The organism is Micrococcaceae bacterium Sec5.7, assembly GCA_039636785.1.
In the GTDB taxonomy this organism is placed as follows: Bacteria; Actinomycetota; Actinomycetes; order Actinomycetales; family Micrococcaceae; genus Arthrobacter.
Map to the genome: position 1 here is coordinate 3,687,945 of CP144169.1, position 24,355 is coordinate 3,712,299.

A 24,355-nucleotide genomic window follows, 5' to 3' on the forward strand; every position below is an offset into this window, starting at 1 on the left:
GACGGTTCAAGCCAGCGCGAATATGCGAAGCGCACCCGGAGTACAACTGGAACTCCGCAGTCAGGCTGCTTCCGTCAGCACTGACAAGCGTCCGACGGCGGCAATCGCCGCTGAGTGGACGGGCCCTGGAGAATCCTCCCGGTCCCATCCGGCTAACCGGTAGGCTGGCCACATGTACGTTGTGTCCCTGAGCTACAAAGTTGCCGAAGACATCGTTGACTACCACTTGGAAGCCCACGTCGCGTGGTTGAAAGATGCCTTTGACCAAGGCATCTTCATTGCCGCGGGACGCAAGATCCCCCGCACCGGCGGCCTGTTGTTGTCCAACACCGACCGGCGCAGCCTGGACGCCTCACTGGCCATGGACCCTTTCTATGTCAACGGCGTGGCCGAGTTTGACGTCACGGAGTTCCACGCCAACAGGGTAGCCGCGGGCTTTGAAAACCTGCTGGACAGCTAGAGCCGCACCCGGTCAGTTCCGAGGCGCTCCGGCAACACAACGGGCATCAGCCCCGGCCAGCGCGCGCTGAGCCCGTCTCCGCTGGTGACTCCGCGGAACCTGCGCGAAATCCACGGTGCCGCATCGCGCCTGAGCCAGGCGGCGTCGTCGAGCATCATTTCAATGCGTGCCCTTGGACGCAATGCCGGGAAGTCAGTCGACGTCAGCGTGTGCGGCGCGCCAAGCACCTCGAGCACCTTCTTGGCCATATACCTGTGCCCCGCCGTAGACATGTGAAGCCGGTCGGGAGCCCACATGCGCGGATCCCGGAAGTCCTCGAAGCACCAATAGTCCACCAGCGGCGCCCCGTGCTTGGCAGCGATCCGGCGGACGTGCCGGTTGTAGACCGCGGTGCGCAGCTTGAGTGGTTCCAGCACCGGCGAGAGTGGCACGTTGTAGCCGGTGAACAGCAGCACTCTGGCGCCGCTGCCAGTGAGCCGATCTACTGCTGCTTCATACTTCTGCATCAGAGCGTCCAGATCCAGACGCGCCATCAGCAGATCGTTCCCGCCCGCATAGAAACTGACCAGGGTGGGCTCCAGAGCCAGCGCCGGCTGAAGCTGCTCCTGCACAATCTGCTCCAGGCGGCGGCCGCGGAGGGCTAGATTTGCATAGCTTGTCCGGGGATCGTGGCGGGCGAGTTCCTCGGCCACCCGGTCAGCCCAGCCACGGCAGTCATTAGGGAGGCGCAGATCCTTGTCCCCCACGCCCTCTGTGAACGAATCTCCGAGGGCAACGTAACGGACGGGGGTCTGGATCCTCATCGTTTTTGCTCCGCTTCCTTGGTATCCTTCGTTTCCCCGGTTTTCTTCCGTGGCTCCACGAGTTTCTTCAGGCCTCCTTTGCGCGGGACGCGGACCGGTTCCGGCCAGCGCGGGCCCAAGGTATCCCCCAGCGTGACACCGCGGAGTTTTCGGCCGAAGAGCGGCAGCACCCAGTCGTTCACCCAGCGGCGCTGCCGGCGTTCCCAGTCGCGCAAGCTCATTTTTGCCGGGGGCTCCCATTCACTGGGGCTCATTTTGTGCGGCACCCCGAGATGGTCCAGAACCTGCGCGGCGAGGTATTTGTGGCCCGCCTTGGACATGTGCAGCCGGTCCGTGTCCCACATGCGGCGGTCATGGAAGGCGTCGAAGCACCAGTAATCCACCAGGACTGCCCCGTACTTGACGGAGAGTTCGCGGACGCGCTGGTTGTAGGCGGAGTTCCGCTTCTTCAGCGGTTCCAGGACGGCCGAGACTTTGACGTCGAACCCCGTGAAGAGGACCACGGTGGCGCCGGTCCCGGAGAGTCTGGCCACGAGGCCCTCATAGTCAGCCATAAGCGCGTCCATGTCCGTGCCGAAATCCAGGATGTCGTTCCCGCCGGCATACAGTGTGACGAGTGCGGGCTCCATGGCCAGGGCTGCTTCGAGCTGATCGTCGATGATGTGGCGGAGGCGTTTGCTGCGGATAGCCAGGTTGGCGTACTCCCAGCCCGGTTCGGCCTTGGCCAGCTTCTCCGCAACCCGGTCGGCCCACCCGCGCACCCCATTCGGCAGCCGCTTGCTGTAGTCCCCCACACCCTCGGTAAACGAATCGCCCAAGGCGACAAAGACACGCCGCCCACCCCGTTCTGAACCAGTTGCCACCCCAGCACCCTAACCGACCCCAGCGGCGGGCAGGGAACAGCGGGGTTAACGAGAGGCGACAGCTCGGACAGATGACAGGCGTCCGGAAGCGTGCGTCTAAGGGAGGAACGACCGCGCGGAGGATGGCGGCCCTCTGACCGGAAACCGGCCAAGAGAGTTACAGCTCGGCTTTGCCCTGACGCCAGTAGCCCATGAAGGCCACCTGCTTCCTGTCCATACCTACGTCCCTCACGAGGTACCGGCGCATGTCCCTGATAACGGCGGCCTCGCCGGCGATCCAGGCGTAAAACGGCATGGCACCGGCTGGCTTGCCGGGGTTCTTGGTGGCACTGATCGCGGCGGTGTCCATCCGCGCAGGCGTCTCCCAAAGGACGTCCACATCCACATTGACGTCCTCAGGCTCCGGGCCGGCCCCGCCGTCGGCAGCTTTGAGGCCGACCCAGCCGGGAACCGGCACAGCCCTGCGGACGGATTCCTGCAGCATTTCGCCGTGCGGACGCGAGCGCCCGATGGACGCGCCGCGGGCGAGCCAGGTGATTTCGACGTCGGCTTCCGTGCTGATTTCGTGGAAGTCGCCGGCCTCGGGGACTTCGAGGAAGGCATGGCCGGTCATGTAGGCCGGCAGGCTTTCGAGGATGGCGGTGATCGCGGGGACGGAGGTTTCGTCGCCGGCCAGCAGGACGCGCTGGGCCATGCCCGGCCGCCACTCGATGCCGGAGTAGATTTCCGCCGTGATGCAGTGCGCGGCCCGGTTGTTGGGGCCGATGATGGTGAGGGCATCGCCCGGCTTCGCATTGAATGCCCAGTTTGCGCCCGGGCCACTGTTTTTGTGCAATTGCGCAGGTGAATCGAAGTGCATCACGAAGTCAACGTCGATCTCCGGGTACACCGCATCCAGGCGTTCCTGCCGCACTGTATAGGTGCGCATGGAGCCTCGCGTTGCCGGATCCATGGCCAGCCATTCCTGATACCAGCCGTCCTGCTCCATCTCGAACTTTGGCAGCGGAATCTGGCTGCCGTCCTCGGCCAGTGACGGGATCATCAGCTTGACGCGCAGGTCCAGGGTCCCGCCGTGCACCCCGAAGTCCCGCAGCGAGTAGCCGCCGAAGGTCACGCGCCGGAAGTTCGGGCTCAGCTCCTGCACCGCGGAAACGGTGACACCAAACGCCAGGGTCATGGGCTGGGTGGTGGCTGCGGCGCGGGTTCTCATGAGACGGGCTCCAGGGTTGTGGTTGAGGTTTTTGGGAAATCAGTGGCGCCCTCTGCCGGGCTTTCAGCGTGATGGCGGCCGATCGGGATGATCAACGGAGTTCCGGAAATGGGGTCGGGAACCACCAGCGATTCAAGCCCGAAAACCTCGCGGACCAGCTCCTCCGTAACCACATCCAGCGAAGAACCCTCGGCCAGGATCCGACCGTCCTTCATGGCAATGACGTGGTCCGCATACCGGGCGGCGAGGTTGAGATCGTGCAGCACAATGGCCACCGTGGTGCCGCGCCGTCGATTCAGGTCGGTGACGAGGTCCAGGACTTCCACCTGGTGGGCCAGGTCCAGGTACGTGGTGGGCTCGTCGAGCAGCAGCACCTCGGTTTCCTGCGCAAGTGCCATGGCAATCCAGACCCGCTGGCGCTGTCCGCCGGAGAGCTCGTCCACGTTCCGCTCTGCGAGGTCCAGCGTTTCGGTGGCTTCAAGCGCGCGCTGCACGGCGGCGTCGTCCTCGGCTGACCAGCTGCGGAAGAAGCCCTGGTGAGGGTAGCGGCCGCGGCCCACGAGGTCGCGGACCACAATGCCGTCCGGCGCGGTGGGGTGCTGCGGCAGCAGGCCGAGTGCGCGGGCGAGCTCGCGTGCCGGCCGCGAATGGATGTCCTTGCCGTCCAGCGTCACGCATCCGCCGGCCGGTTTGAGCAGCCGCGACAGTCCGCGCAGGAGGGTGGATTTCCCGCAGGCGTTGGCGCCCACAATCATGGTCACCTTGCCCTCCGGGATCTCTGCGGTGAGGCCATCCACCACGCGGCGGTGATCATACTGCAGCGTCAGATCCTTGGCGTTCAGAACTGCCATGTCAGGCATCCTTTCGGTTGGCCGTGACCAGGAGCCACAGCAGGAACGGGGCGCCGAGCGCGCCGGTGATCACACCGACGGGCAGCACGGTGCCGTCCAGCAGCAAGGGGGCAATGTTTGCGGCGAAGTAATCCGCAGCCAGGACGATCAGGGCGCCGACACAGGCCGACGCCGGCAGACTGGTTTTGCGGGTAACGCGGCGGGCGATGGGGCCGGCCAGGAAGGCGACGAATGCCACCGGGCCGGCAGCTGCCGTGGCCACGGCGGCGAGTGCGACGGCGGTGACGACTATTCCCAGCCGTGCCAGGCCAACGCGGATGCCGAGTCCTACGGCCGCGTCGTCCCCGAGTTCAAGAATGCGAAGCGGGCCTGCCAGTACGGCGACGGCAGGCACCAGGACCAGCAGCGGCACACCAAGCACGCCGGCGCGGTCCCAATTGGCGGAGTTGAGCGAGCCGTTGAGCCAGACCAGCGCGTCCGCGGCGGTCCGGATGTCGGCGCGGGTCATCATGAAACTAACCACGGCGTGCAGGGCGGCGGCGATGCCCACGCCGGCCAGGATGAGCCTGTTTCCGGCCGCGTTGCCGCTGTTGCCCCCGCCCGACCCCAGCGAACGTCCGCGGGAGATTGTGTAGATGAGGGCGGCCACGCCGAGTGCTCCGCCCAGGGCTGCTCCCGAGACTGCGGCTCCGGACGCGCCGAAAATGACGATTGCAGTGACCGCGGCTGCGCTTGCGCCGGAGCTGATGCCGATGACGTCGGGACTGGCCAGCGGGTTGCGCAGCATGGTCTGGAAGAGCCCGCCGGACAGGCCGAATGCGACGCCGATCATGGTGCCGATCACGGCCCGCGGCAGCTTGTTTTCCATCACGATGAAGGTGGCGCCGGGGATCTTTTCGCCGCCGGCGAGCTGCCCCGTGAGGATTTTGAAGAAGTCCGGGATGGTCACGGTGTAGCTGCCCAGCAGGATGCTGACGGCAAAGAGGACAACGACGGCGGCAGCCAGGATAGCGGTCCGGCTCACTGACGGCCGCGAGCACCCGCGAGGTGAGAGAAGAGGCCCATGTTTGCGCGGATCATGGGCGCGAAGTGTCACCTCGGCGAAAGCCTCAACGGTGGAATTCACAGTCCGGCCCCCTTTCCGCGGCGGATCAGCCAGACGAACACCGGCGCGCCAACCAGGGCGGTCACGATGCCCGCGGGGACTTCGCCCGGGAGCAGCACCACGCGGCCAATGACGTCGGCGCCAAGGAGCAGAGCGGGCCCCAGGACCAGCGAGAACGGCAGGATCCAGCGGTAATCCGGGCCTGTGAGCGAGCGGACCGCGTGCGGAATGACGAGACCCACAAATCCGATGGGTCCGGCGAGCGCCGTGGCCGAGCCGCACAGCAGCACGATGCCCAGCGCGGTAACGCCGCGGACCAGGCCCACCCGCTGCCCCAGGCCGCGGGCCATGTCGTCGCCCAGAGCCAGGCTGTTAAGGATGCGCCCGGTGAACAGCACAATCAGCGCACCCACCAGGAGAAACGGCAGGCCGGGCAGCACAACAGCCCAGTCGCGCCCGGCAATCCCGCCCACCTGCCAGAACCGGAAGCGGTCCAGGGTGTCCTGGCTCGAGACGAGGATGACGTTCATCAGCGAGTAGAGGACCGCGCTCAGGGCCGCGCCCGCAAGGGCGAGCTTCACCGGCGTCGCACCTTCCCTGCCCAGCGACGCGATGAGGTAGACCACGACGCCGGCAGCGGCGGCGCCGATGAACGCGAACCAGATGTAGCCGGTCAGGGACGAGACGCCGAAGACATAGATTCCGGTGACGACGGCCAATGCGGCGCCGGCGTTGACGCCCATGATGCCGGGATCCGCGAGAGGATTGCGCGCCACGCCCTGCATGGCGGCGCCGGCGAGACCGAGGGCCCCGCCGGCGAGCAGGCCAAGAACGGTGCGCGGAATGCGCGCGTGGACAACGGCGTAGTCGCCGTTGTCCGGATCGAACCGGGTCAGCGCCTGCCACACCATTTCCAGGGACAGTCCCCGGGCCCCGATGGCCAGCGATGCTGCGCTGACGAGAACAAGTACAACGACGGCGGCCAGCAGCCAGGCGGCCTGCTTGCCTGGCGCGCGCTTGCCACCGGCGCTAGCCCGGCTACCGGCGGAAGGTGTGCGGAGGGCACGGCCGTGCGCCGCCGTCGTCGTACTTTGTGTCATGGGACGGTGTGCTTACTTCACGGCATCTGCAGCTTTGGCCAGCTGCGGCAGGAAAGTATCCAGCGACCACGGCAGGCTCAGCGGTGAGGATGCCGAAATGGACAGCGTGAGGGTGTTGTCCGAATCGGCTACAAGGGCACCGCTCTTGACGGCGGGGATCTGGCCCAGGAGCGGGTCAGCCTTGATGGAGTGCGTAGTGGCGGCATCCGGAACCCAGGTCACGAAGATGTCAGACTCGAGCTCGTTGGCCTTTTCAGCGGACCACGGGATGAAGAACTCGCCCGCGCCCTTGGTGTTCTTCTCCACAACGGGAGCCAGTGTCATGCCGATCTCGGAGAGGAAGCGCGGACGGTTGTCGATCGCTGTGTAGACGTTGACGCCATCGCTCTTGGCCGGTTCCAGGTTGCCGTAGATGTAGCTCTTGCCGGCGATCTGCGGGTACCCGGCAACCTTTTCCTTGACTGTGGCCTCCGTATCGGAGATCAGCCTGGTGGCCTCGGCCTCCTTGCCCAGCGCCTTGCCGATGATGCTGGTGGAGTCCTGCCACGATGTCCCGTAGGCGAGCTCCGGGTGGGCCACAACGGGTGCGATCTGGCTGAGCTTCTTGTAGTCCTCTTCGGTCAGGCCGGAGTAGGCGCCCAGGATGACATCCGGGTTGAGCTTTGCGATTTCGGTGAAGTTGATGCCGTCTGCCTCGGAGAACTGCACGGGTGCCTTGTCCGTGCCGAAGCCGGCGCCGAGCTTCTCCAGCGCGGCGTCCTTCCACGGGGTGGAGCCCTTGTCATTTCCGCCCCACTCGTTTTTCGGGACTCCAACCGGGACCACGCCAAGGGCAATAGCGACGTCGTCATTGACCCAGGAAACCGTGACCACGCGCTTGGGCTGTTCCTTGATGGTGGTCTCACCGAAAACGTGCTTGATGGTGACGGGGAACTGAGAGCTTGCGGCCTGGTCCGCGGATGAAGCAGTGCCGGCGTCCGCGTTGGAGGCGACAGGGCCGGCGGAACAGGCGGTCAGTGAGAGCGCCGCGGCGGCCAAAACGGCTGTTGCCTTGCCTGCCGTCTTGAGCAGCGTGCGGCGGGTGGCGCCGGCACCGAAAACGTTGCTGCGGCCAGCGGACGGGCCGGAGGGAAGAGGGGAAGCCACGGAACTCCTTAGGTGAGTGATGCGAACCTAAGTAAGGCTAGCCTACCCTCGCCTCGATTACGAAACGTTTACGTCACGTAATTGCCAGAGCGGGGCAGGTCTCGGCAGCGGGGTGAGCGGTGGCAACGCGGGGTCACTTACGGCCCATTCGGGTGGCTTCAATGGGCCGTAAGTGACCCCGCGTTGCTTGTCGAGGTTAGCGGAGGACTATGTCCACGGGGTTGGCCTCGGACCGCCACGTGCCCACGGCAGCCTTTCCACCGGCACCAGACCAGGAACCGATCGCCGGGGCCGCCAGCACGCCCGAGCGGTTGGTGCGCTTGTCCCTGAGGATTTCGGTGACTGAGCCTAGGTGCCGGGACAAGTCGATCACGTTCTCCGGCGCGGCCAGCAGCAGCTGGAAACCGAACTCGTGCAGCGCCTTGATGCCTGCACCGGCGAATTCCTCGGACGCAAGCACAAACGCCTCGTCCATCATCACCGTGCCATACGTCGTGAAGCCCTGCTCCGCGATGCCCAGCTGGTAGCTCAGCGCGGCGGCCATGATGAACGCAGTGAAGCGCTGCCGCTCGCCGCCGGACATGGAGCCGGTGTCGGCGTGCATGAACACATCGGTCTTCTTGCCCGTGTGTATTGTCCCCAAAGCCGCCACCTCCACCTCGCGGTGTTCCTTGCACTGGATGAACAGGTGCCCGCGCACGTCCAGCACGTCGGCCCGCCAGCGCCGGTCCTCGGGAGTCTGGGAACTCAGGCGCTTGACCAGCGTTTCGAGCGACTTGTAGCGGTTGGTGAGCTCGGCGTCGTCGTCGGTCTGGGTGCCAGGAGCGGCACCGGACACGGAACCGGGAGCGGAACCGGATGTACCGGCAGCCATACGCGACGGGCGCGTGTGCCGGGCCTTCAGCGCGTTCTGGATGGCGTCTTTGAACTGCTTGGCCGTGGCCGGCAGCGTCTGCTTGATATCCAGTTCCAGGAAGCTGCCCTCGTGGAAATTGACCTGGGACAGGATGCCGTTGAGGGGCAGGATGCGGCTGGTGATGGAGCGCCGTTCCTCGTCCAGCAGATGCAGGAGCGTGCTGAACGATTCGTGCGTGCGCTGGTTGAAAAAGGCGCGGAATTCGGCTTCCTGGGCGGGAAGTCCGTCGCTCACGATCTGGTGATAGCGGCCCTCGAACTCGCCGGCGGCGCCAATGGACGTGCCGTGGTCCGCGCTGATGGCGGTCCCCCATTCGCGGACAAAGCCCTCGAAAATGCGGGTCAGCCGCTCCGATGTGGCCTGCCCTCTCGACTCCGCCGCGTGCAGCTCGCCGAGCAGCCTGGTGCGGACGCGATTGGCCAGATTATCCAGCTCGTGCATCTCGGTGACGTCGCCGAATTCGGTGAAGTATGGCTCCAGCGCCGTGACGGTGGAGTCCGACGGCGGCGCCTGGTCCAGGCGGTTACGCGCCGCTTCCAGCAGCGAATCGGCGGTGGTCAGCTGGTGGTCCAGCGCCTTGTATTCGCTCTGGAGAACGGCCGCGGCTTCGGTACTGGACTGGTGCTTCTGCCGGGCGGTTTCGATGTTGGCGCGCAGAGGTTCCAGGTCAGCCTGGGCGGCGAGTGCGTCCTTGAGCCGCTGCTCAATTCTTGTGAGGTCGTCCGCGGCAACGGCCGCAGAAATCTGTTCCCACGGGCGGTGGTCATCAGCCACCCGGCGCAGGGCCTCGAGCTGCCGGGTCATGCCCTGGTGCGATTCTTCCCGGCTTTGGGCGAGTTCAGCGGCCTTGGCCAGCTCCAGCTGAAGTTCCTCCACCTGCGCGGCCACGAGTTCGAGCTTGGACGCGTTGTCGAAGCCGAGCACGTAGTCCTGCCGGCTGGTGAAGCGGTCGTCCTTCTCCACGGTGTGGCGGTTGCGCTTGACCACACCTCCGAGGCTCAGGCCCTTGTCCAGCTGTGCGAGCTCAGCCGGATCCTCGACGCACGGGTACGCGAAATCGACGGCGATCCGTTCGCGGATCCAGACGCTTGCTTGTGCGGTAGACGCGCTGTTTGTCCCGGTGGTGAGGATGCTCAGTTTGGTGAGCAGATCGCCGTCGCGCACGTCTTCAACGGCACGGGCGCCACCGGCGAACGGCTTTGACACGTCAACGGCGCGGAGGGCGCCCCGGACCGTATTGTCATTCAGGTAGCGCGTGACGGCCGCGAAATGCTCGCCCGGAACCAGCAGCGTGGTGGCGAGATTGCGCAGCGCGCGCTCGGCCGCGGGCCGCCACTGCTCCTCCCCCTCCGCGATGTCAATCAGCTCTCCGCCGAACGGCATCTGCTCTTCGGCCACGCCGGTGGCGGCCGCGATTGCGGCGCGGTTTTCAATGCTCGACGGCGGCAGCAGGGACTTGCGCGTCTTCAGCGAGACGAGCTCCTGCTGGGCTGAGGCAAGCTCGCGCTTTTTGGTGGCGTGGCCGTCGAAGGCCTCGAAGCGGAGTTCTTTCAGCGCCTCCGAATCGTCCTTGAGCTCGACTGAGCGTGCGGCCGCCTGTTCGTGCGCCGTCTCCCAGCCTTCCGCCGTCCATTCGAGTTCCAGGCCGGCCTCGGTCAGCGCCTTGCGGGCGGACTCCTCCATTTGCTGGCGGAGCTTTAGTCCGACGCGGGCGTTCTCGAGGGACTGCTCGATCGCAGAGATCGCGTTGCCGCCCTGGTTGCCGTAGTCCGCTTCGAGCTGGCGCAAACCCTTGGCCAGACCATCACGGAGCGTCCGTTCGGCGCCGAGCTCCTTGGCCTTCGCCTGGGCCAGGTCCTTGAAACGTGCCAGGGATTTCTCGTGCACTGTGACGGCCAGCTGTTGCCTGTAGGAATCGAATTCCCCGCCCGCGAGTTCGCGCAACCTGTTCGCGTCCAGCAGGGACTGGGCATACTCCTTGTTCAGACCCGGCACCGGAGCCAGCTGATCGCGCTGCTGCCTCACGTCCTCCAGCCGCTGCCGGATGGACATCAGGTTGCTGAACTCCTCCACAACGTCGTCCGCCGCGGTGAGAGTGGCCGGCGCGTCCAGGACCTGGTCGCGGAAGAACGTGTTGACGCTCCCGCCGAGCCCCTTGCCGGCCTGGATCACTCTCAGGAGCGGAAGCGCCTGGTCCGAGCTGATGCCCAGAAGACGCCGGAAGCGCTCGGCAAAGGCCTTGTGGACGTCGAAGATCTGCGCGTCCGGGAAGGTCGTTTCCAGCGCCGCCTTGGTGAAGCGCTTCTCCGCGATCTCCTCGATGGCAGGCAGGTCCAGCGGCTGGTTGTCGATCACATAGAACCGGCCCACACTGGACTCTGTGCCGTTCTTCGGCAGGTCAAACAGCGCCGAGACCGTCACCTTGGTGCCGGCCGCGTTATCAAACGTCAGGGCGACGGCGGACCACGTGGCACCCGGGCGCTGGAACGCACTCGCCGAGCCCTCGCCAACCGCCTTGTCGCCAACCTTGCCGCGCATGTACGTGAACGTGGTCCTCTTGTCCTCCACAGCACCACCGGCACGCTGGGCGGCGGCTTCGTTGGAACGCGGCCGGGCGTCGAATACCCTCAGCATGGCATCGAACAGGGTGGACTTGCCGACCCCGGAGTTGCCCGTCAGCAGGGTGCCGTTGCGGTCGACATGCATGGTGTGGGCGCCATGGAACGTGCCCCAGTTGACCACCTGGACCAGGGCCAGGCGCATCTGGCCCGGGTTGGTCAGCTCGCCGATGGGGAGCATGGTTGCGATACTCACTTAGTGCCCTCCGATCCGGTGGCGGAGCTTGTGCCGGTGGTCGAGCCTGTACCGCCGGTCGAGATTGTCGAGACCCAGGCTTCGACAGGCTCAACCAGCGGACCGTCGTCGAACTCTATTAACGGTTCCGTCCCCGCCTGGTCTGCAGCGGCCGCTGTCAGTGCCTCGATCTGGGCCGGGATGTCGCCTATGTTTTCGAAGGGGAGCGCCAGCGGAAGCGCGTTGGAGATGGCGTAGACGTCCTCCAGGCCTGTGGCGAGGAGGAGTTGGCGCGCGAGCAACTTGGTGATGGCGCGGTTGACGACGTCGGAATCCCGGAGCGCATCCTGTTGGCCGGAAGGCTGGTAGTGGGCCACGAGGTCTGCGATTTCCTCACGCGTGATGGTGGGGTCCGTCTGGGCCGTGACGTGGCGGTCCAACAACAGGCGCAGGCGGAGCAGGACGATTGTCTCCACCCTGCTCAGGGCACGCTGCTGGCGGAGGATGCTGGAACGGGTGCTGCCGCCGATGGCTTCCGGGTCAACCGGACGCAGGACCGCGATCCTGCGTTCATGATCCAGCTGCAAACTGAGGAACAGTTCGGAGAGCCGGCTGCGCAGGATCAGCTGGTTGTCCAACAGTGTGGTCCAGAGCTTTTCGTCGCCGCCGCCGTCGATGTACGGACCCTTGAGTAGCTTGACCAGCGCCTGGCGGACCTTCATCGGGAGCACCCCGGTATCGCCCGGGAAGATCGCCGCGCCGTCGACGAAGGTGTCGCGCGGGGTGACCGTGAACGGGTTGGCGCGGACGTGGTCGCCGTGCGCCGACTCGGTGGTTGAGCTTGTCGATAACCCCTGGGTCCCGGTCTCGCCTGGCTCCACCACCGTGGCCGCCGTCGTCGTGATTTCTTCAGTCATCAGAGTCCTTCTTGAGCGTGACCACCGGAAGGTAGGCGGTACGGGTGGTGCCGTCGATCTGGGCGAAGTCGATGGTGTCCCATGCTTCGCGGTCGAAGCCGGCGCCTTCGTGGAGCGCGTGTGAGAGCAGTGCGCGGATGGAGTTGATGTGGCGTTCCCCGGCCGGGAGCTGGCCCCAGGCCTCGGAAAGGGATGAAGCTCCCGCGAACGCAGCACGGATCGCAACAGGTGAAGCCTTGCCGGTCCTCGGCGAGCGCACGCGGTCTGAATCGCTGAACGCGATGGGATCCGCGAGCTTGGGCGGCGCGGCGAACTCGTCGGGATTGAAGAGTTTCACCATGGCCACGGACTCGAAGCCGGCGTTGAACAGCGCCGGGCCGCGGACCAGGCCGGGCCGTTCGCGTTCGTAGGGAAGGGAACGGATGGCCTGCTCCGCCTCGCGCAGCACTTTTCTGAGCCGGACCGACTGGCGGAAGTCGTCGCTCTGGACGTAGGTATTGAGGCTTTCGCTGAGCTTGCCGTAGATGCGCTGGATCTGGCTGTGCTGGTGGCGGAGTTCTGCCACCAGGTTCTGGAGCGTCTCGCGCTCATCAACGGAGAGATCGTCCGCGAACTGCCGGCTGAGCACCTCGCCAATCGCCGAGCGGAAGCGCAGCTGCTGCTGGGGATCCTCGAGGAACGCCGTGAAGGAACGGAACGTCCGGCCCTCCGGGCTCTGCCGGAGGCGTTTGTCCGCTTCCAGCACCTGGGCTACGGTGGCTCCCTTGCTCAGGGACTCTTCGATGATCTGGTTGCGGAGTTCGCCCACCAGCTCCTCGATGCGGTCGCGCATCTTTTTGTAGTCGGCAGGCAGGCTGGCCGCGAGGTCCAGGATGTTGCCGGCGGCTTCCACTGCTTCGTCGTCGTCGAGGAGTCCGTCAAAGTCGCCCGAACTGATGTCCTGCATCAGTTGCTGGCGCTCTTCGATTTCCTCTTCGAGCGATTCCAGCCGCGCACTCTGGTCCGGGTTGGTCTCGTTGGCGAGCTTCTCCACGTCGCCCAGCAGCGTGCCCAGCCGGGAGCCGTTGAGCGTGGAGCGTTCGCTGGAAAGGCTGTCCAGGAACGCGAGCACCCGGGCCGCGGGCTCGGTGACTTCGTAGACGATCTGCCCGGACTGATTCCGGCGCGTGAGGAAGTGCTTGCGCGTCCATTCGTCACCGAAGGACTTCCCGTTGGCTGAGCCACCCAGCCCGGGCTCCTGCCGGCGGAGCTGCTCAAGGAAGGCATCGACGTCGGCGTGGAACTCTTCCAGCGGCAGCTGCGGACGGGTGCGGGTGAAGGATGCCTGCAGCACGGCGATCACCCAGGTTGCGGAGCGAGTGAGTGCCCAGGCCGGCCCCTTGGTCAGGAGCTCGAGGTCGCGGAGCCGCGCGCTGATGGCGTCAGCCGAGGACAGGGCGGATCGGGACACACATTCTCCTTGGACTGCCTCGGAACGATCAGGCAGCGGAAAACCGTAAAACTGCCAACTACAAGGTTAACGCAGAGCCCTCCGAAGCAACGCGGGGTCAGCTACGGCCCATTAAGGGCACCCGGATGGGCCGTAGCTGACCCCGCGTTGCCCTTTCGCGGTGAGATTTCCGCAATCACTCCGTGACCTACGGCCCGGTAGTATTTCGATCCCGTATCAACAGGCCCAATATGCGCCGCGCCTGTGGCTGACACCGGCGGCAAAGTCCTACGCTCTTGCTACTGATCCAACCGAAGCAATGGCGCAGGGGGAAGCATGCAGTTCGATTTAAACGCAGTTGAGACAGCCACCATGGTTTTCATCGGAACTCTGGTCTTTGCCTTGGTGATTGTCCTCTTTATCCTCACCGCGGCCTTTCTTGCCCTGATCCTGGTGGGAGTGGGCCGCCTGGCCTGGGCGATTCTTGCCGGAACGCTCCTGGGAATGGTCCATGGCATCAACCACGGCTGGGACCGGCTGGTGCATCATGCCTCCACCGTGGAGCTCCCGGGCGACTTTCAGGGCCAGCCGTCCCCTAGCACCGGAACCTACCCGCGGGTAGCATTGAGGGATAGCTGAAGGGTTCCCACCCCAGGCGGACCCAGGCTCAAACCGGCCACCCGGTTAGAGGAGATGCCCCGTGAGCTCCGCCACTGACAGCCCCGCTACTGACGTTCCCGTTGCGCCCCAAAAGATCGGCCCCGAAGTCACCGCAGCGGATGCCCGCGCCGTTGCCGAAGCCGCCCGCGACACGGAATGGGACCAGCCCAGCTTCGCCAAGGGCCTTTATCTGGGCAGCTTCGACCTGACCCTGATCCACCCGTGGCCATCGGCAAAAACGGATGACGTGGAACGCGGCGAAGCGTTTATGGCCCGCCTCACCGAGTACTGCCGGACCATGTCCGGCAGGGTGATTGAACGCGATGCCCTCATCCCGGACGAATACCTCAGCGGGCTCGCGGGCCTGGGCGTCTTTGGCATGAAAATCCCGCAGGAGTACGGGGGGCTTGGCTTGTCGCTGGTGTACTACGGCCGCGCGCTCGCGCTGCTGGGCTCGGTGCACCCGTGCCTCGGTGCGCTGCTGTCCGCGCACCAGTCCATCGGCGTCCCCGAGCCCGTCAAGGTGTTCGGCACGCCTGAACAGAAGCGGGAGTACCTGCCCCGCTGCGCCGCCGGCGCCATCACCGCGTTCCTGCTCACGGAACCGGATGTGGGCAGCGACCCCGCCCGTATGGGCGCCACGGCGGTCCCAGCGGACGACGGCGGGTCCTACCTTCTGGACGGCGTGAAGCTTTGGACCACCAACGGTGTGATTGCCGAACTGGTGGTGGTGATGGCTTTGGTGCCCGGACACACGGATGCGGACGGCACCGCCCACAAGGGCGGCATCAGCGCCTTTGTCGTTGAGATGGACTCCCCCGGCATCACGGTGGAGAACCGCAACACCTTTATGGGTCTGCGCGGCATTGAAAACGGAGTGACACGCTTCCACCAGGTCAGGGTGCCGGCCGGGAACAGGCTGGGCCGTGAAGGCCAGGGGCTCAAGATCGCCCTCACCACCCTCAACACTGGCCGGCTTTCCATCCCGGCACTGTGCGTCGCATCCGGGCGGTGGAGCCTGAAGATTGCCCGCGAATGGTCCAATGCCCGCACACAGTGGGGCCGACCGGTGGGTAAGCATGAGGCCGTGGGCAAGAAAATCGCCTTCATCGCAGCCACCGCATTCGCCCTGGACGCAGTGTTTGAGCTGTCAGCGGAGTTGGCCGACGCCGGCCAGAAGGATGTCCGGATCGAAGCCGCGCTTGCCAAATTGTGGTCCACCGAGATGAGCTGTCAGATTGCCGATGAGCTAGTGCAGATCCGCGGCGGCCGCGGCTTCGAAACCGCGGAATCACTGGAAGCACGTGGCGAGCGCGCGGTCGCGGCCGAGCAGCAGTTGCGCGACCTCCGTATTAACCGGATCTTCGAGGGCTCTTCCGAGATCATGAAACTGCTGATCGCCCGCGAGGCCGTTGACGCACACCTTTCGGCCGCAGGGGACCTTGCCTCAGCGGATGCCAGCCTGTCCGACAAAGCCAAGGCCGCCGTCGGGGCTTCCGGTTTTTATGCGAAATGGCTACCCAGGCTGATAACTGGCGCCGGCATGGATCCACGGTCCTACAGCGAGTTCGGCCGGCTGGGCAAGCAGCTGCGTTTTGTGGAGCGGTCCTCGCGCCGGCTCGCACGCCAGACCTTCTACGGGATGGGGCGATGGCAGGCGAAGCTCGAGTTCAAGCAGGCGTTCCTGGGCAGGATCGTGGATATCGGCGCAGAGCTGTTTGCCATGGCAGCGTGCTGCTCGCGGGCCGAGATGATCCTCAGGACCGCACCGGAGCGCGGGGCCACCGCGTACGAGCTTGCCGAAGCCTATTGCGAGCAGGCGCGGGTCCGGGTGGACGAGTACTTCGATCAGCTGTGGAGGAACACGGACGACGTCGACCACGAGTTGTCGGGCAGAGTCCTCGCTGGCGACTACCGGTGGCTTGAGGAGGGTGTGCTGGACCAGTCCGAAGGCACCGGGCCATGGATCGCGGACGCCACTCCGGGGGCGTCGGCGAAGGTGAACCTGCACCGCAAATACCGCTGAACCCACACGGAACGGAGGCGGTTTGGAGGCCGGCCGTTGGCGGCAGTCGGCCCCGGGTTGCCCGCCGGCAAATGCTAAGCACCCTTGTTATTTCTGCCGGAACCGTGGTTAGGTTGAACCGGGGCCTCAACCCGGGCCTCCGCATTGCAGTGCCCGGCCCAACGACTGGACCCGGGTGGATCAATGAAAGCGAGATGTCCCATGAGCAGCACAGCAGGCAACGAGGACAGGCACCCGCGCCGTAGACGTGATGATGCCACCGAGGCCGTCACCAGCCCGGCCAGGGACGATGACACCCGCAGCTATGAGACTGTCCCGGTGCAGGATACCTATGCAGCGCAGGATACCTACGCGGAACGCGACTATGCCCCGGAGGCTCCCTTGGCTGACCCCAATCTGGCCACCCGGGAAACGGTTGTGGCCCGCGAGAAGGAGCAGTTCGGCGGAATGAAGTTGGGATCGGCGTTCTTTGGCTGGCTGGCCGCAACAGGAATGGCTGTACTTCTGACCGCCCTCGTGGCCGCCGCGGGCACCGCCGTCGGGCTGGCAACAAACACGGATGTCAACCATGCCGTCAACCAGGCGTCGTCGGATCAGACGGTGGGGATCGTGGGAATCATTGTGCTGCTGGTGATTCTGCTGATCTCCTACTACTCCGGCGGCTATGTTGCCGGACGAATGGCCAGATTCAACGGCGCCAGGCAGGGCTTTATGGTGTGGGTCTGGGCTCTCATCGCCGCAGTTGTAGTGGCGTTGCTGGGCATGATTGCCGGTGAGCGGTTCAACATTCTTGCGAAGCTGAACAGCTTTCCGCGGATCCCCGTCAACGAAGGCCAGCTGACCATCACTGGAATCATCGCCGCAGTGTTGGTGGCCATGGTTGCGCTGCTGGGCGCCGTGCTGGGCGGCATGGCCGGCATGCACTTCCACCGCAAGGTGGACCGTGCGGGATTCACGCCGACGGAATAAGGGGACAGCTAGGAACGCGGCCCGCTGGGGAAGGCTCCTAGGTCTGGTGAAGCAGGACGGCGTCGAGGTAGTACCAGCGGCGGTCCACCCGCAGGAAACGGCTGGTTTCGTGGTGGACACCACGTTCGCCGTCGTGCCTGAAGTGGGCTTTGAACTCCACGGTTCCCTCGGTGTCCAGCGGGCCGCCGTGGCCGGTGGACTCGATGTCCAGCTGCCGCCATTCCATCCCGGGGTCCAGGTCAAGCTCGCTGGGCCGGGTGCTGGGGTGCCAGGTCCGCAGCAGGTAGTCGGCGTCCAGAAGTACAAAGGCGGTGTAGCGGGAACGCATCAGTTGCTCCGCCGTCAGAGCATCCGCGTCTCCGCTGTGAAAGCGCCCGCAGCAGTCCGCGTACGGTTCGCCGGACAGGCACGGGCAGTTCCCGGCATACGGTTCAGTCTGAGTCATGATCTCCCCTGTTCAGCTGCGGCGTCAGGCAACCTTCTGACGGTGAGTGGCGCGTATTCCGACTATAGGCGCACCTGGCGTGTCACATCAGATAACGGCTTCGATACAACCTCCCGCGGGTCCCGTCTTGGGGCCGCATCCGCCACAAATAGTCCGTATGGTGGTTAGGGCGCTGCGGCCCGCGGTGAAGGTTGCAGGCCGGTTGCGCACTGCGGGCAGATAGGAGAGGTGAAAATGGGAGATTCAAGCACTGTTGCCCTGAACCTGACCTTTTTCGGGACAGTCGGCGTCGCGCTTGTGATGTTCCTTGGCCTCTTCCTGTTATTCATCGCCACCCTGGTGCTCGCCGGCGTGGGACGCCTGGCTGCCCTCATTGTGATGGCTTTGTTCGGCCGTTTCCCCAAGAACGAGACCATCCCCGTGGTTCGGCTGCAAGGTTTGCCGCAGGCACAAACATCGCACGACGACGGCGCCGCTGCGGCGGCGGCGCTTGAAGCGGCAGCTGCCACCGAGCCGCACCGCGGGACACCCGGTGCGACGGCCCCCGCAGCTGGGCCGCGCGGTCCACGCGGCTGGAGTCCGCGCGACTGGAAGAAAATCCTGACGCCCGCCGACCTCAAACCGCGGCTTCGCGCCGCCGTCGGAAATCACCCGCTGGTGACCGCAGTGCGCCGCGAGCCCCCTGTGCTGGCCCAAGGCTGGGCTGCCGCAGTGGCCGAGGCTGATGCCCGCGCCATGGCACGTGCCCGTGCGGCCAAACCGGAAATCCGGATCCCGGTGGGCGATCTGCCCAACCCTCATGCCCCGGCGCAGGACATTCTTGAGGTGGCCCCGCTGGTGGAATCCGCCACGCACGAGGACAATTCCGTACAACCAATTCCGCGGTCCTTCCGGAAGCCTGCCGAACACGGCCCGATGTCAATGCTGGACACCGGCTCCCTGGTGTCGCTGTCCGGCCATGGTCACATAACGTCACCGGATCCGGTGGATTACTCCGCACTACGAAAAACGAAGTAGTAATTCGCCATCCGCCTCGGCCGCACCGAATTTGGGTAGCCTCGTGACGATCCACAGCAATCCGCGGGGGAACCAAAGGTGAGGAAATCGGGGATGAGCCTCCGCGAGCTACGCGTATTCGGGCGGACCGGAACTTTTATCAGTCCGCTGACTCTGGGCACCATGAATTTCGGCGAGGGCAGCGCTCCCACCGGCGCGGACGAAGCCGTCCGCATCATCAACACGGCACTCGACGCCGGCATCACCGCGGTGGACACCGCAGATGTCTACTCCCAGGGCGAATCGGAACAGGTGGTGGGCCGGGCGCTGCGGGGAAGGCGCGATGACGTGTTCCTCGCCACCAAGTTCCATGGGCAGATGAGCGCCAACCCTGCGCATTCCGGTAATTCGCGGCGGTGGATCATGCAGGCAGTCGAGGGCAGTCTGCGGCGGCTTCAGACGGACCGGATTGACCTGTACCAGGCGCACCGGCCGGACTACAACACTGACGTGCTGGAGACCATCACGGCGCTCAACGACCTCATCCGGCAGGGAAAAATCCTGTACTACGGCACCTCTGTTTTCACCCCGGCGCAGCTGGTGGAGGCGCAGTGGCTGGCCACGACCAATCATCTGGTTCCGCCGGTGGCCAACCAGATCCCCTACTCCATGCTGGTGCGCGGCAACGAACGCGATGTGCTGCCGATCGCGCAGCAGTACGGCCTCGGTGTGTTGGCGTACGGTCCGCTGGCCGGAGGCTGGCTGTCCGGCAGTTTTGTCCTTGACGCCGGCAAGCCGGCCGCCCGGGTCCATTCGTTGCCTGGCCGCTACGACATCTCGGGCATTGCCAGCGAGCGCAAGCTGCTGGCGTCGGATTCCCTGGCGCGGCTGGCGGACAAGCTGGAACTCTCCCTCGTGGAGCTTTCGCTGGGTTTTGCGCTGAACCATGCAGCCGTTACCAGCGTGATCATTGGCCCGCGGAGCGAGGAACACCTGCAGGCCTATCTGAAGGCGGCGGACACCGCGCTGGGCGAATCCGTGATGGACGCGATCGACGAGCTGGTGCCGCCGGGAACAAACTTTGTTGAACGCGATGCCGGGGCTGTGGTGCCGTCGCTCGAGTATGCGGAGCTGCGGCGCCGCTGACCGCATTTCGGAAAGCACTTACCCTGAGCAACCAAGTCGGCTAGCGTAAAACCCATGGAATTCAGATACCTCGGAAACAGCGGTCTCAAAATCTCGGAAATCACATTCGGCAATTGGCTGACCCACGGTTCACAAGTTGAGAACGACGTCGCCACGCAGTGTGTGCGGGCAGCGCTCGACGCCGGCATCAGCACCTTTGACACGGCGGACGTCTACGCCAACACCGCCGCCGAAACGGTCCTGGGCGAAGCGCTCAAGGGCGAGCGGCGTCAGTCGCTTGAGATCTTCACCAAAGTATTCGGACCCACTGGCCCCAAAGGCCACAACGACGTCGGGCTTTCACGGAAGCACATCATGGAGTCGATCGACGGCTCGCTGACCCGGCTGCAGACCGGCTACGTGGACCTGTACCAGGCGCACCGGTACGACTTCGAGACGCCACTGGAAGAGACCATGCAGGCGTTCGCGGATGTCGTGCGGCAGGGCAAGGCGCTGTACATCGGGGTGAGCGAGTGGACCGCGGAGCAGCTGCGGAACGGCCATGCGCTGGCCAACGAACTGGGCTTCCAGCTGATTTCCAACCAGCCGCAGTACTCCATGCTGTGGCGGGTCATCGACGCTGAAGTGGTGCCGGCGTCGGAGGAACTGGGCGTTTCGCAGATCGTGTGGTCGCCCATGGCGCAGGGTGTGTTGAGCGGCAAATACCTGCCGGGCCGGCCTGCTCCGGAAGGCAGCCGTGCCACGGATGAAAAAGGCGGGGCGAACACCATCAAGCGCTGGCTGGCCGAGGACGTGCTGACCGGCGTTCAGCAGCTCAAGCCGATTGCGGGCGAGGCCGGGCTGACCATGCCGCAGCTGGCCATCGCCTGGGTCCTGCAGAACAAGAACGTGGCGTCGGCCATTATGGGGGCGTCGCGGCCGGAGCAGGTGGCCGGAAATGCGGCCGCCGCGGGCGTGAAGTTGGACGCGGGCATCATGGCGAAGATCGACGACGCCATCGGCTCACTTGCCGAGCGCGATCCGGCTAAAACCAAGGATTCCTCACCGGCCAGCAGGGAAGCGTAGCCGCCGTGGCCGGCCTTCCGGCGCTCGCGATCACCGGTTCCACCGGAAATCTGGGCGGGATGGTGGCCCGGCAGCTCGCCGACGCTGGCCTTGCCCAGCGTCTGCTGGTGCGCGACGCCGGACGGGCGCCGGAGCTGGAAGGTGCGGATCCCGTGGTGTTCAGTTATGGCGACGCGGCGCCGGCCGCCTCGGCTCTGGAGGGTGTGAAGACCCTGTTTATGGTGTCAGCTGCGGAAGCCGAGGACCGGTTGCAGCAGCATTTCACGTTCGTTGATGCGGCTGCCGCGGCGGGAGTGGAGCACGTGGTCTACACCTCGTTCTATGGTGCGGCCCCGGACGCCACCTTCACCCTGGCCCGGGACCACTACGCCACGGAAGAACGGATCAGGGAATCCGGGATGGCGTTCACGTTTCTACGGGACAACTTCTACCTGGATTTCCTGCCGATGTTGGCGGGCGAGGACGGGGTCATCCGTGGCCCTGCCGGTGACGGGGTGGTATCTGCCGTGACGCGGGAGGACATTGTCCGGTGCGCAGTGGCCGTGCTGGGTGATCCCGTGCTGCACGTGGGTGCAACGTACAACCTCACGGGTCCGGAAGAGATCTCGCTGGCCCGGGCCGCGGAGCTGCTGACTGCGTCCACCGGCCGTACTATTTCCTACCTTCCGGAAACCGTTGAGGAAGCCTACGCCTCACGCGCTTCCTACGGCGCGCCGGGGTGGCAGGTTGACGCGTGGGTGAGCACGTACACGGCTATGGCGGCCGGTGAAATGGCAGGGCTGTCCGCTGATGTGCACGGGCTGACGGGACGGGAGCCGCTGGGGCTGGCGGAGTTCGTGAAGAGGTCACGGCTGTAGGCGCCGAGCTTACGTACCCCCTCGAGAGGTGCCGCAACACGTCGTCTTGACGTTCTGCGGCGTGCGGCGTAGACCTGTGGTCAGGGGCAACCCGACGAGCAGAATCGAAATGCCATGACGAAGCAAATATCCCGGCGCCGTCAGAGCGTGAAGCCCGGTGTGATGGCCGCGCCGCATTCAAGTGAACCGACTTTCGGCCCGCTGACGGCCGAGGAACTCCAGCTCGCCGTCCGGAACCATTCCATGCCGCTGGAGGCCCTCCGCAACGACATCACTCCGCCGGGCCTGCATTATCTGTTGACGCATTTTGACATCCCCCATGTCGACGCCAATACCTGGGTGCTGAGAATCGGCGGGGCGGTGCGGCACCCGCTGGAAATGGGCATGTTCGCCCTCCGCGCCCGCCCCAGGATCAGCGTTCCGGTGACGCTGGAGTGTGCAGGCAACGGACGTTCATTGCTCCGGCCGCGGCCCTTGAGCCAGCCGTGGGTACTGGAGGCCGTGGGGACGGCCGAGTGGTCCGGTGTGCCGCTGGCGCACCTGTTGGAGGAGGCGGAGGTGGACCCCGATGCCGTGGAAGTGGTGTTCACAGGCGCGGATGCGGGAATCCAGGGTGGCGTCCGGCACAGGTACGAACGGAGCCTGCCGCTGTCAGAGGCCATGCGTCCCGACGTCGTACTCGCTTACCGGATGAACGGGCAGCCGCTTCCCCCTCAGCACGGCTTTCCGCTGCGGCTGGTGGTCCCCGGCTGGTACGGAATGGCCAGCGTCAAATGGCTGCAGTCGATCGAGGTGGTCACCCGGCCATTCGGCGGTTTCCAGCAGTCGGTAGCGTACCGCTACCAGGCAGGCGCGGACGACGTCGGCCGGCCAGTCACGCGGATCCGGGTACGTTCGCTGATGGTCCCGCCGGGAATCCCGGACTTCTTCACGCGCCGGCGGATCCTGCCTCACGGGCCGGTGATGCTGCGGGGCCGGGCATGGTCCGGTGAAGGGGCAGTGGAGCGCGTGGAGGTAGGCATCGACGGGAAGTGGATTCCGGCCCACTTGGAAGAGCCGTCCGGACCGTTCGCGTGGTCTGCCTGGTCCCTGCCCTGGGTAGCCGATCCGGGAGAGCACGAGCTGGCCTGCCGCGCCACGGACTCGACCGGAGCCGGGCAGCCTCTGGAGCAGAACTGGAACTACCAGGGCATGGGCAACAACGAGGTGCAGCGGGTGCGGGTGAGCGTCGAATAGCTGATTCCTTGAGGGACTTCTGCCTCCGACGGCGGCCGCCGCATTGGCGTCGGCCCGGCGCAGTCCGAGTACCGGTTTTCGTTCAACCCCAATGACGTGCCAGCCGGATAGCAAATCCTGCGGGATTGCCGTTCTGTAAGCTTACGCTGGGCACATGAGCGAACATAAAAGCACGTGGCACGACCAGCACAAGGCCGGACTCAGCAGAGGCCAGCGGGCTGCCGACCTCATGCGGAACGGCATGGGCAGCTGGCAGTTCGTGGGCAGCTTCATAGGCTTCATGATTGTGTGGGCGCTGCTGAATTCCCTGGTCCTCGGCTCCGGAGGTTGGGATCCGTATCCGTACATTCTCCTGAACCTTTTCCTGTCCATGCTGGCCGGCCTGCAGGGCGCCATCCTGCTCATTGCCGCCAAGCGCCAGGACGGCATCGCAGCCGCAATGGCCCAGCATGACTACGACACCGATGTGCGGGCCGAGGCTGAAATCGCGCGGCTCACCACCATCAACAACCAGCAGCTGGAAATACTCCAGGAGCTCCGGCAACTGATCGGTGAGCGCGGTTCCGGCCAGAAAACCGCACCTCAGTAGTCCACAATCCCGCCGCTGGAGATGTTCACGGTGGCGTCGGTCATGGAGCCTGCTTTGTCCGAGGCGATGAACGCCGCCACGTTGCCCACATCCTCAAGAGTTGCGGTCCGGTTGAGGTGGGCCGTCTCGGTGATCTCCTTCACAATTTCTTCACGCCCTTCCATCTGCCAGGGAATGGTTTCCACTATCCCGCCGGTGACCATGGTGACCACGCGAATGCCGTGTTTACCGAGCTCCAGGGCCCACTGCCGACGCTGCCCTTCCATCGCATCCAGCGCCACTTTGAAGCCGCCGAGTCCCGCAAGCGTCTGCGGCCCGGAGCCGCCGAACATCAGCACTACGCCGGAGCGCTGTTTGATCATGTACCTCGCCGCGGCGCGCGTGGTGAGGAAGTGGGTACGGGTGGCGGCGGTGACGGGCTGGGTGAAGTCCTCGGCGGAGATCTCCATCAGCGGATGCTGGACGTCACCGTAGGAGATCAGGTTGAAGGAGATGTCGATCCGCTTTGATTTTTTGGCCACACGGTCCACGAAGGCATTCACCTGCGCTTCGTCGAGGGCGTCGACGACGGCGGTTTCGGCAATTCCGCCTGCCTCAAGGATGTCCCGGGCCACTTTGTCCAGCCTGGCTTCAGTGCGACCGGCGAGGTAGACGGTGGCACCTTGTTCCGCGAACTCCCTGGCGACTACACCACCGATAGGTCCGCCAGCACCATAGATCAGAGCAGTTTTGCCTTGCAGCAACATTGCCGGCCTCCCGTCGCGGAGCTTCTG

22 protein-coding genes are annotated in these 24,355 nt (G+C 65.3%); 10 read left to right on the forward strand and 12 right to left on the reverse strand.

Annotated features, from left to right (window positions below):
* The first annotated feature begins 172 nt into the window (after positions 1-172).
* Positions 173-460 (forward strand): YciI family protein, encoded by a 288-nt coding sequence (locus tag V3C33_17630; protein ID XAS67239.1) that lies wholly within the window; start codon positions 173-175, stop codon positions 458-460.
* On the opposite strand, the gene V3C33_17635 is transcribed toward V3C33_17630, so the two are convergent.
* The 10 genes from V3C33_17635 to V3C33_17680 all read right to left on the reverse strand — a co-directional run bounded on the left by V3C33_17635 (position 457) and on the right by V3C33_17680 (position 13,614).
* A complete protein-coding gene (locus V3C33_17635; GenBank protein ID XAS67240.1) occupies positions 457-1,263 on the reverse strand; it encodes an SGNH/GDSL hydrolase family protein in 807 nt (268 codons plus the stop codon). The two genes, V3C33_17630 and V3C33_17635, sit on opposite strands and share 4 nt — an antisense overlap.
* A complete protein-coding gene (locus V3C33_17640) occupies positions 1,260-2,126 on the reverse strand; it encodes an SGNH/GDSL hydrolase family protein (GenBank protein ID XAS67241.1) in 867 nt (288 codons plus the stop codon). The genes V3C33_17635 and V3C33_17640 overlap by 4 nt, the downstream gene beginning before the upstream one ends.
* 157 nt (positions 2,127-2,283) lie before the next feature.
* Positions 2,284-3,336 (reverse strand): siderophore-interacting protein, encoded by a 1,053-nt coding sequence (locus V3C33_17645; GenBank protein XAS67242.1) that lies wholly within the window; start codon positions 3,334-3,336, stop codon positions 2,284-2,286.
* Positions 3,333-4,187 (reverse strand): ABC transporter ATP-binding protein, encoded by an 855-nt coding sequence (locus V3C33_17650; GenBank protein XAS67243.1) that lies wholly within the window; start codon positions 4,185-4,187, stop codon positions 3,333-3,335. Before V3C33_17650 ends, V3C33_17645 begins: the two co-directional genes overlap by 4 nt.
* Position 4,188: 1 nt before the next feature.
* Positions 4,189-5,211, reverse strand: a complete 1,023-nt coding sequence (locus V3C33_17655) for an iron chelate uptake ABC transporter family permease subunit (GenBank protein XAS67244.1) — start codon at positions 5,209-5,211, stop codon at positions 4,189-4,191.
* A gap of 98 nt (positions 5,212-5,309) precedes the next feature.
* The gene (locus tag V3C33_17660; protein XAS67245.1) at positions 5,310-6,392 is read right to left on the reverse strand and encodes an iron chelate uptake ABC transporter family permease subunit; all 1,083 of its coding nucleotides are present in this window, start codon (positions 6,390-6,392) and stop codon (positions 5,310-5,312) included.
* Between the two features lie 12 nt (positions 6,393-6,404).
* Positions 6,405-7,463: an iron-siderophore ABC transporter substrate-binding protein gene (locus V3C33_17665; GenBank protein XAS69781.1), complete on the reverse strand. Its 1,059-nt coding sequence runs from the start codon at positions 7,461-7,463 to the stop codon at positions 6,405-6,407.
* A gap of 271 nt (positions 7,464-7,734) precedes the next feature.
* The gene (locus V3C33_17670; GenBank protein ID XAS67246.1) at positions 7,735-11,268 is read right to left on the reverse strand and encodes an ATP-binding protein; all 3,534 of its coding nucleotides are present in this window, start codon (positions 11,266-11,268) and stop codon (positions 7,735-7,737) included.
* The gene (locus V3C33_17675; GenBank protein XAS67247.1) at positions 11,265-12,164 is read right to left on the reverse strand and encodes a DUF4194 domain-containing protein; all 900 of its coding nucleotides are present in this window, start codon (positions 12,162-12,164) and stop codon (positions 11,265-11,267) included. Before V3C33_17675 ends, V3C33_17670 begins: the two co-directional genes overlap by 4 nt.
* Positions 12,157-13,614: a DUF3375 family protein gene (locus tag V3C33_17680; GenBank protein ID XAS67248.1), complete on the reverse strand. Its 1,458-nt coding sequence runs from the start codon at positions 13,612-13,614 to the stop codon at positions 12,157-12,159. Before V3C33_17680 ends, V3C33_17675 begins: the two co-directional genes overlap by 8 nt.
* A gap of 315 nt (positions 13,615-13,929) precedes the next feature.
* Between V3C33_17680 and V3C33_17685 the strand changes: the two genes are divergently transcribed.
* The 3 genes from V3C33_17685 (at position 13,930) to V3C33_17695 (ending at position 17,248) form a co-directional block, all read left to right on the forward strand.
* On the forward strand, positions 13,930-14,232 hold the full coding sequence (locus tag V3C33_17685; GenBank protein ID XAS67249.1) for a hypothetical protein: 303 nt from the start codon (positions 13,930-13,932) through the stop codon (positions 14,230-14,232).
* A gap of 61 nt (positions 14,233-14,293) precedes the next feature.
* On the forward strand, positions 14,294-16,279 hold the full coding sequence (locus V3C33_17690; GenBank protein XAS67250.1) for an acyl-CoA dehydrogenase family protein: 1,986 nt from the start codon (positions 14,294-14,296) through the stop codon (positions 16,277-16,279).
* 201 nt (positions 16,280-16,480) lie between these two features.
* Positions 16,481-17,248: a hypothetical protein gene (locus V3C33_17695; protein ID XAS67251.1), complete on the forward strand. Its 768-nt coding sequence runs from the start codon at positions 16,481-16,483 to the stop codon at positions 17,246-17,248.
* Between the two features lie 37 nt (positions 17,249-17,285).
* On the opposite strand, the gene V3C33_17700 is transcribed toward V3C33_17695, so the two are convergent.
* The gene (locus tag V3C33_17700) at positions 17,286-17,693 is read right to left on the reverse strand and encodes a YchJ family protein (GenBank protein XAS67252.1); all 408 of its coding nucleotides are present in this window, start codon (positions 17,691-17,693) and stop codon (positions 17,286-17,288) included.
* Between the two features lie 234 nt (positions 17,694-17,927).
* Between V3C33_17700 and V3C33_17705 the strand changes: the two genes are divergently transcribed.
* From V3C33_17705 to V3C33_17730, 6 genes are all read left to right on the forward strand, one after another.
* Positions 17,928-18,710: a hypothetical protein gene (locus V3C33_17705; GenBank protein XAS67253.1), complete on the forward strand. Its 783-nt coding sequence runs from the start codon at positions 17,928-17,930 to the stop codon at positions 18,708-18,710.
* A 93-nt stretch (positions 18,711-18,803) separates the two neighbouring features.
* Positions 18,804-19,835, forward strand: a complete 1,032-nt coding sequence (locus V3C33_17710; protein ID XAS67254.1) for an aldo/keto reductase — start codon at positions 18,804-18,806, stop codon at positions 19,833-19,835.
* Between the two features lie 54 nt (positions 19,836-19,889).
* Positions 19,890-20,900 (forward strand): aldo/keto reductase family protein, encoded by a 1,011-nt coding sequence (locus V3C33_17715; GenBank protein ID XAS67255.1) that lies wholly within the window; start codon positions 19,890-19,892, stop codon positions 20,898-20,900.
* A gap of 5 nt (positions 20,901-20,905) precedes the next feature.
* Positions 20,906-21,757 carry an SDR family oxidoreductase gene (locus V3C33_17720; protein ID XAS67256.1) on the forward strand — a complete coding sequence of 284 codons (852 nt, stop codon included), beginning with the start codon at positions 20,906-20,908 and terminating at the stop codon, positions 21,755-21,757.
* A 162-nt stretch (positions 21,758-21,919) separates the two neighbouring features.
* Complete coding sequence (locus V3C33_17725; protein XAS69782.1) at positions 21,920-22,993, forward strand: sulfite oxidase; 1,074 nt, start codon at positions 21,920-21,922, stop codon at positions 22,991-22,993.
* A gap of 154 nt (positions 22,994-23,147) precedes the next feature.
* Positions 23,148-23,582, forward strand: a complete 435-nt coding sequence (locus tag V3C33_17730) for a DUF1003 domain-containing protein (protein ID XAS67257.1) — start codon at positions 23,148-23,150, stop codon at positions 23,580-23,582.
* On the opposite strand, the gene V3C33_17735 is transcribed toward V3C33_17730, so the two are convergent.
* Positions 23,576-24,328: an SDR family oxidoreductase gene (locus tag V3C33_17735; GenBank protein ID XAS67258.1), complete on the reverse strand. Its 753-nt coding sequence runs from the start codon at positions 24,326-24,328 to the stop codon at positions 23,576-23,578. The two genes, V3C33_17730 and V3C33_17735, sit on opposite strands and share 7 nt — an antisense overlap.
* Between the last annotated feature and the right edge of the window lie 27 nt (positions 24,329-24,355).

Coding starts and splice junctions, on each gene's coding strand:
- V3C33_17715 (XAS67255.1), top strand. CDS start 19,890: ATGGAATTCAGATACCTCGGAAACAGCGGTCTCAAAATCTCGGAAATC.
- V3C33_17695 (XAS67251.1), top strand. CDS start 16,481: ATGAGCAGCACAGCAGGCAACGAGGACAGGCACCCGCGCCGTAGACGT.
- V3C33_17675 (XAS67247.1), bottom strand. CDS start 12,164: ATGACTGAAGAAATCACGACGACGGCGGCCACGGTGGTGGAGCCAGGC.
- V3C33_17630 (XAS67239.1), top strand. CDS start 173: ATGTACGTTGTGTCCCTGAGCTACAAAGTTGCCGAAGACATCGTTGAC.
- V3C33_17710 (XAS67254.1), top strand. CDS start 18,804: ATGAGCCTCCGCGAGCTACGCGTATTCGGGCGGACCGGAACTTTTATC.
- V3C33_17705 (XAS67253.1), top strand. CDS start 17,928: ATGGGAGATTCAAGCACTGTTGCCCTGAACCTGACCTTTTTCGGGACA.
- V3C33_17725 (XAS69782.1), top strand. CDS start 21,920: ATGGCCGCGCCGCATTCAAGTGAACCGACTTTCGGCCCGCTGACGGCC.
- V3C33_17645 (XAS67242.1), bottom strand. CDS start 3,336: ATGAGAACCCGCGCCGCAGCCACCACCCAGCCCATGACCCTGGCGTTT.
- V3C33_17650 (XAS67243.1), bottom strand. CDS start 4,187: ATGGCAGTTCTGAACGCCAAGGATCTGACGCTGCAGTATGATCACCGC.
- V3C33_17685 (XAS67249.1), top strand. CDS start 13,930: ATGCAGTTCGATTTAAACGCAGTTGAGACAGCCACCATGGTTTTCATC.
- V3C33_17635 (XAS67240.1), bottom strand. CDS start 1,263: ATGAGGATCCAGACCCCCGTCCGTTACGTTGCCCTCGGAGATTCGTTC.
- V3C33_17735 (XAS67258.1), bottom strand. CDS start 24,328: ATGTTGCTGCAAGGCAAAACTGCTCTGATCTATGGTGCTGGCGGACCT.
- V3C33_17660 (XAS67245.1), bottom strand. CDS start 6,392: ATGACACAAAGTACGACGACGGCGGCGCACGGCCGTGCCCTCCGCACA.
- V3C33_17730 (XAS67257.1), top strand. CDS start 23,148: ATGAGCGAACATAAAAGCACGTGGCACGACCAGCACAAGGCCGGACTC.
- V3C33_17700 (XAS67252.1), bottom strand. CDS start 17,693: ATGACTCAGACTGAACCGTATGCCGGGAACTGCCCGTGCCTGTCCGGC.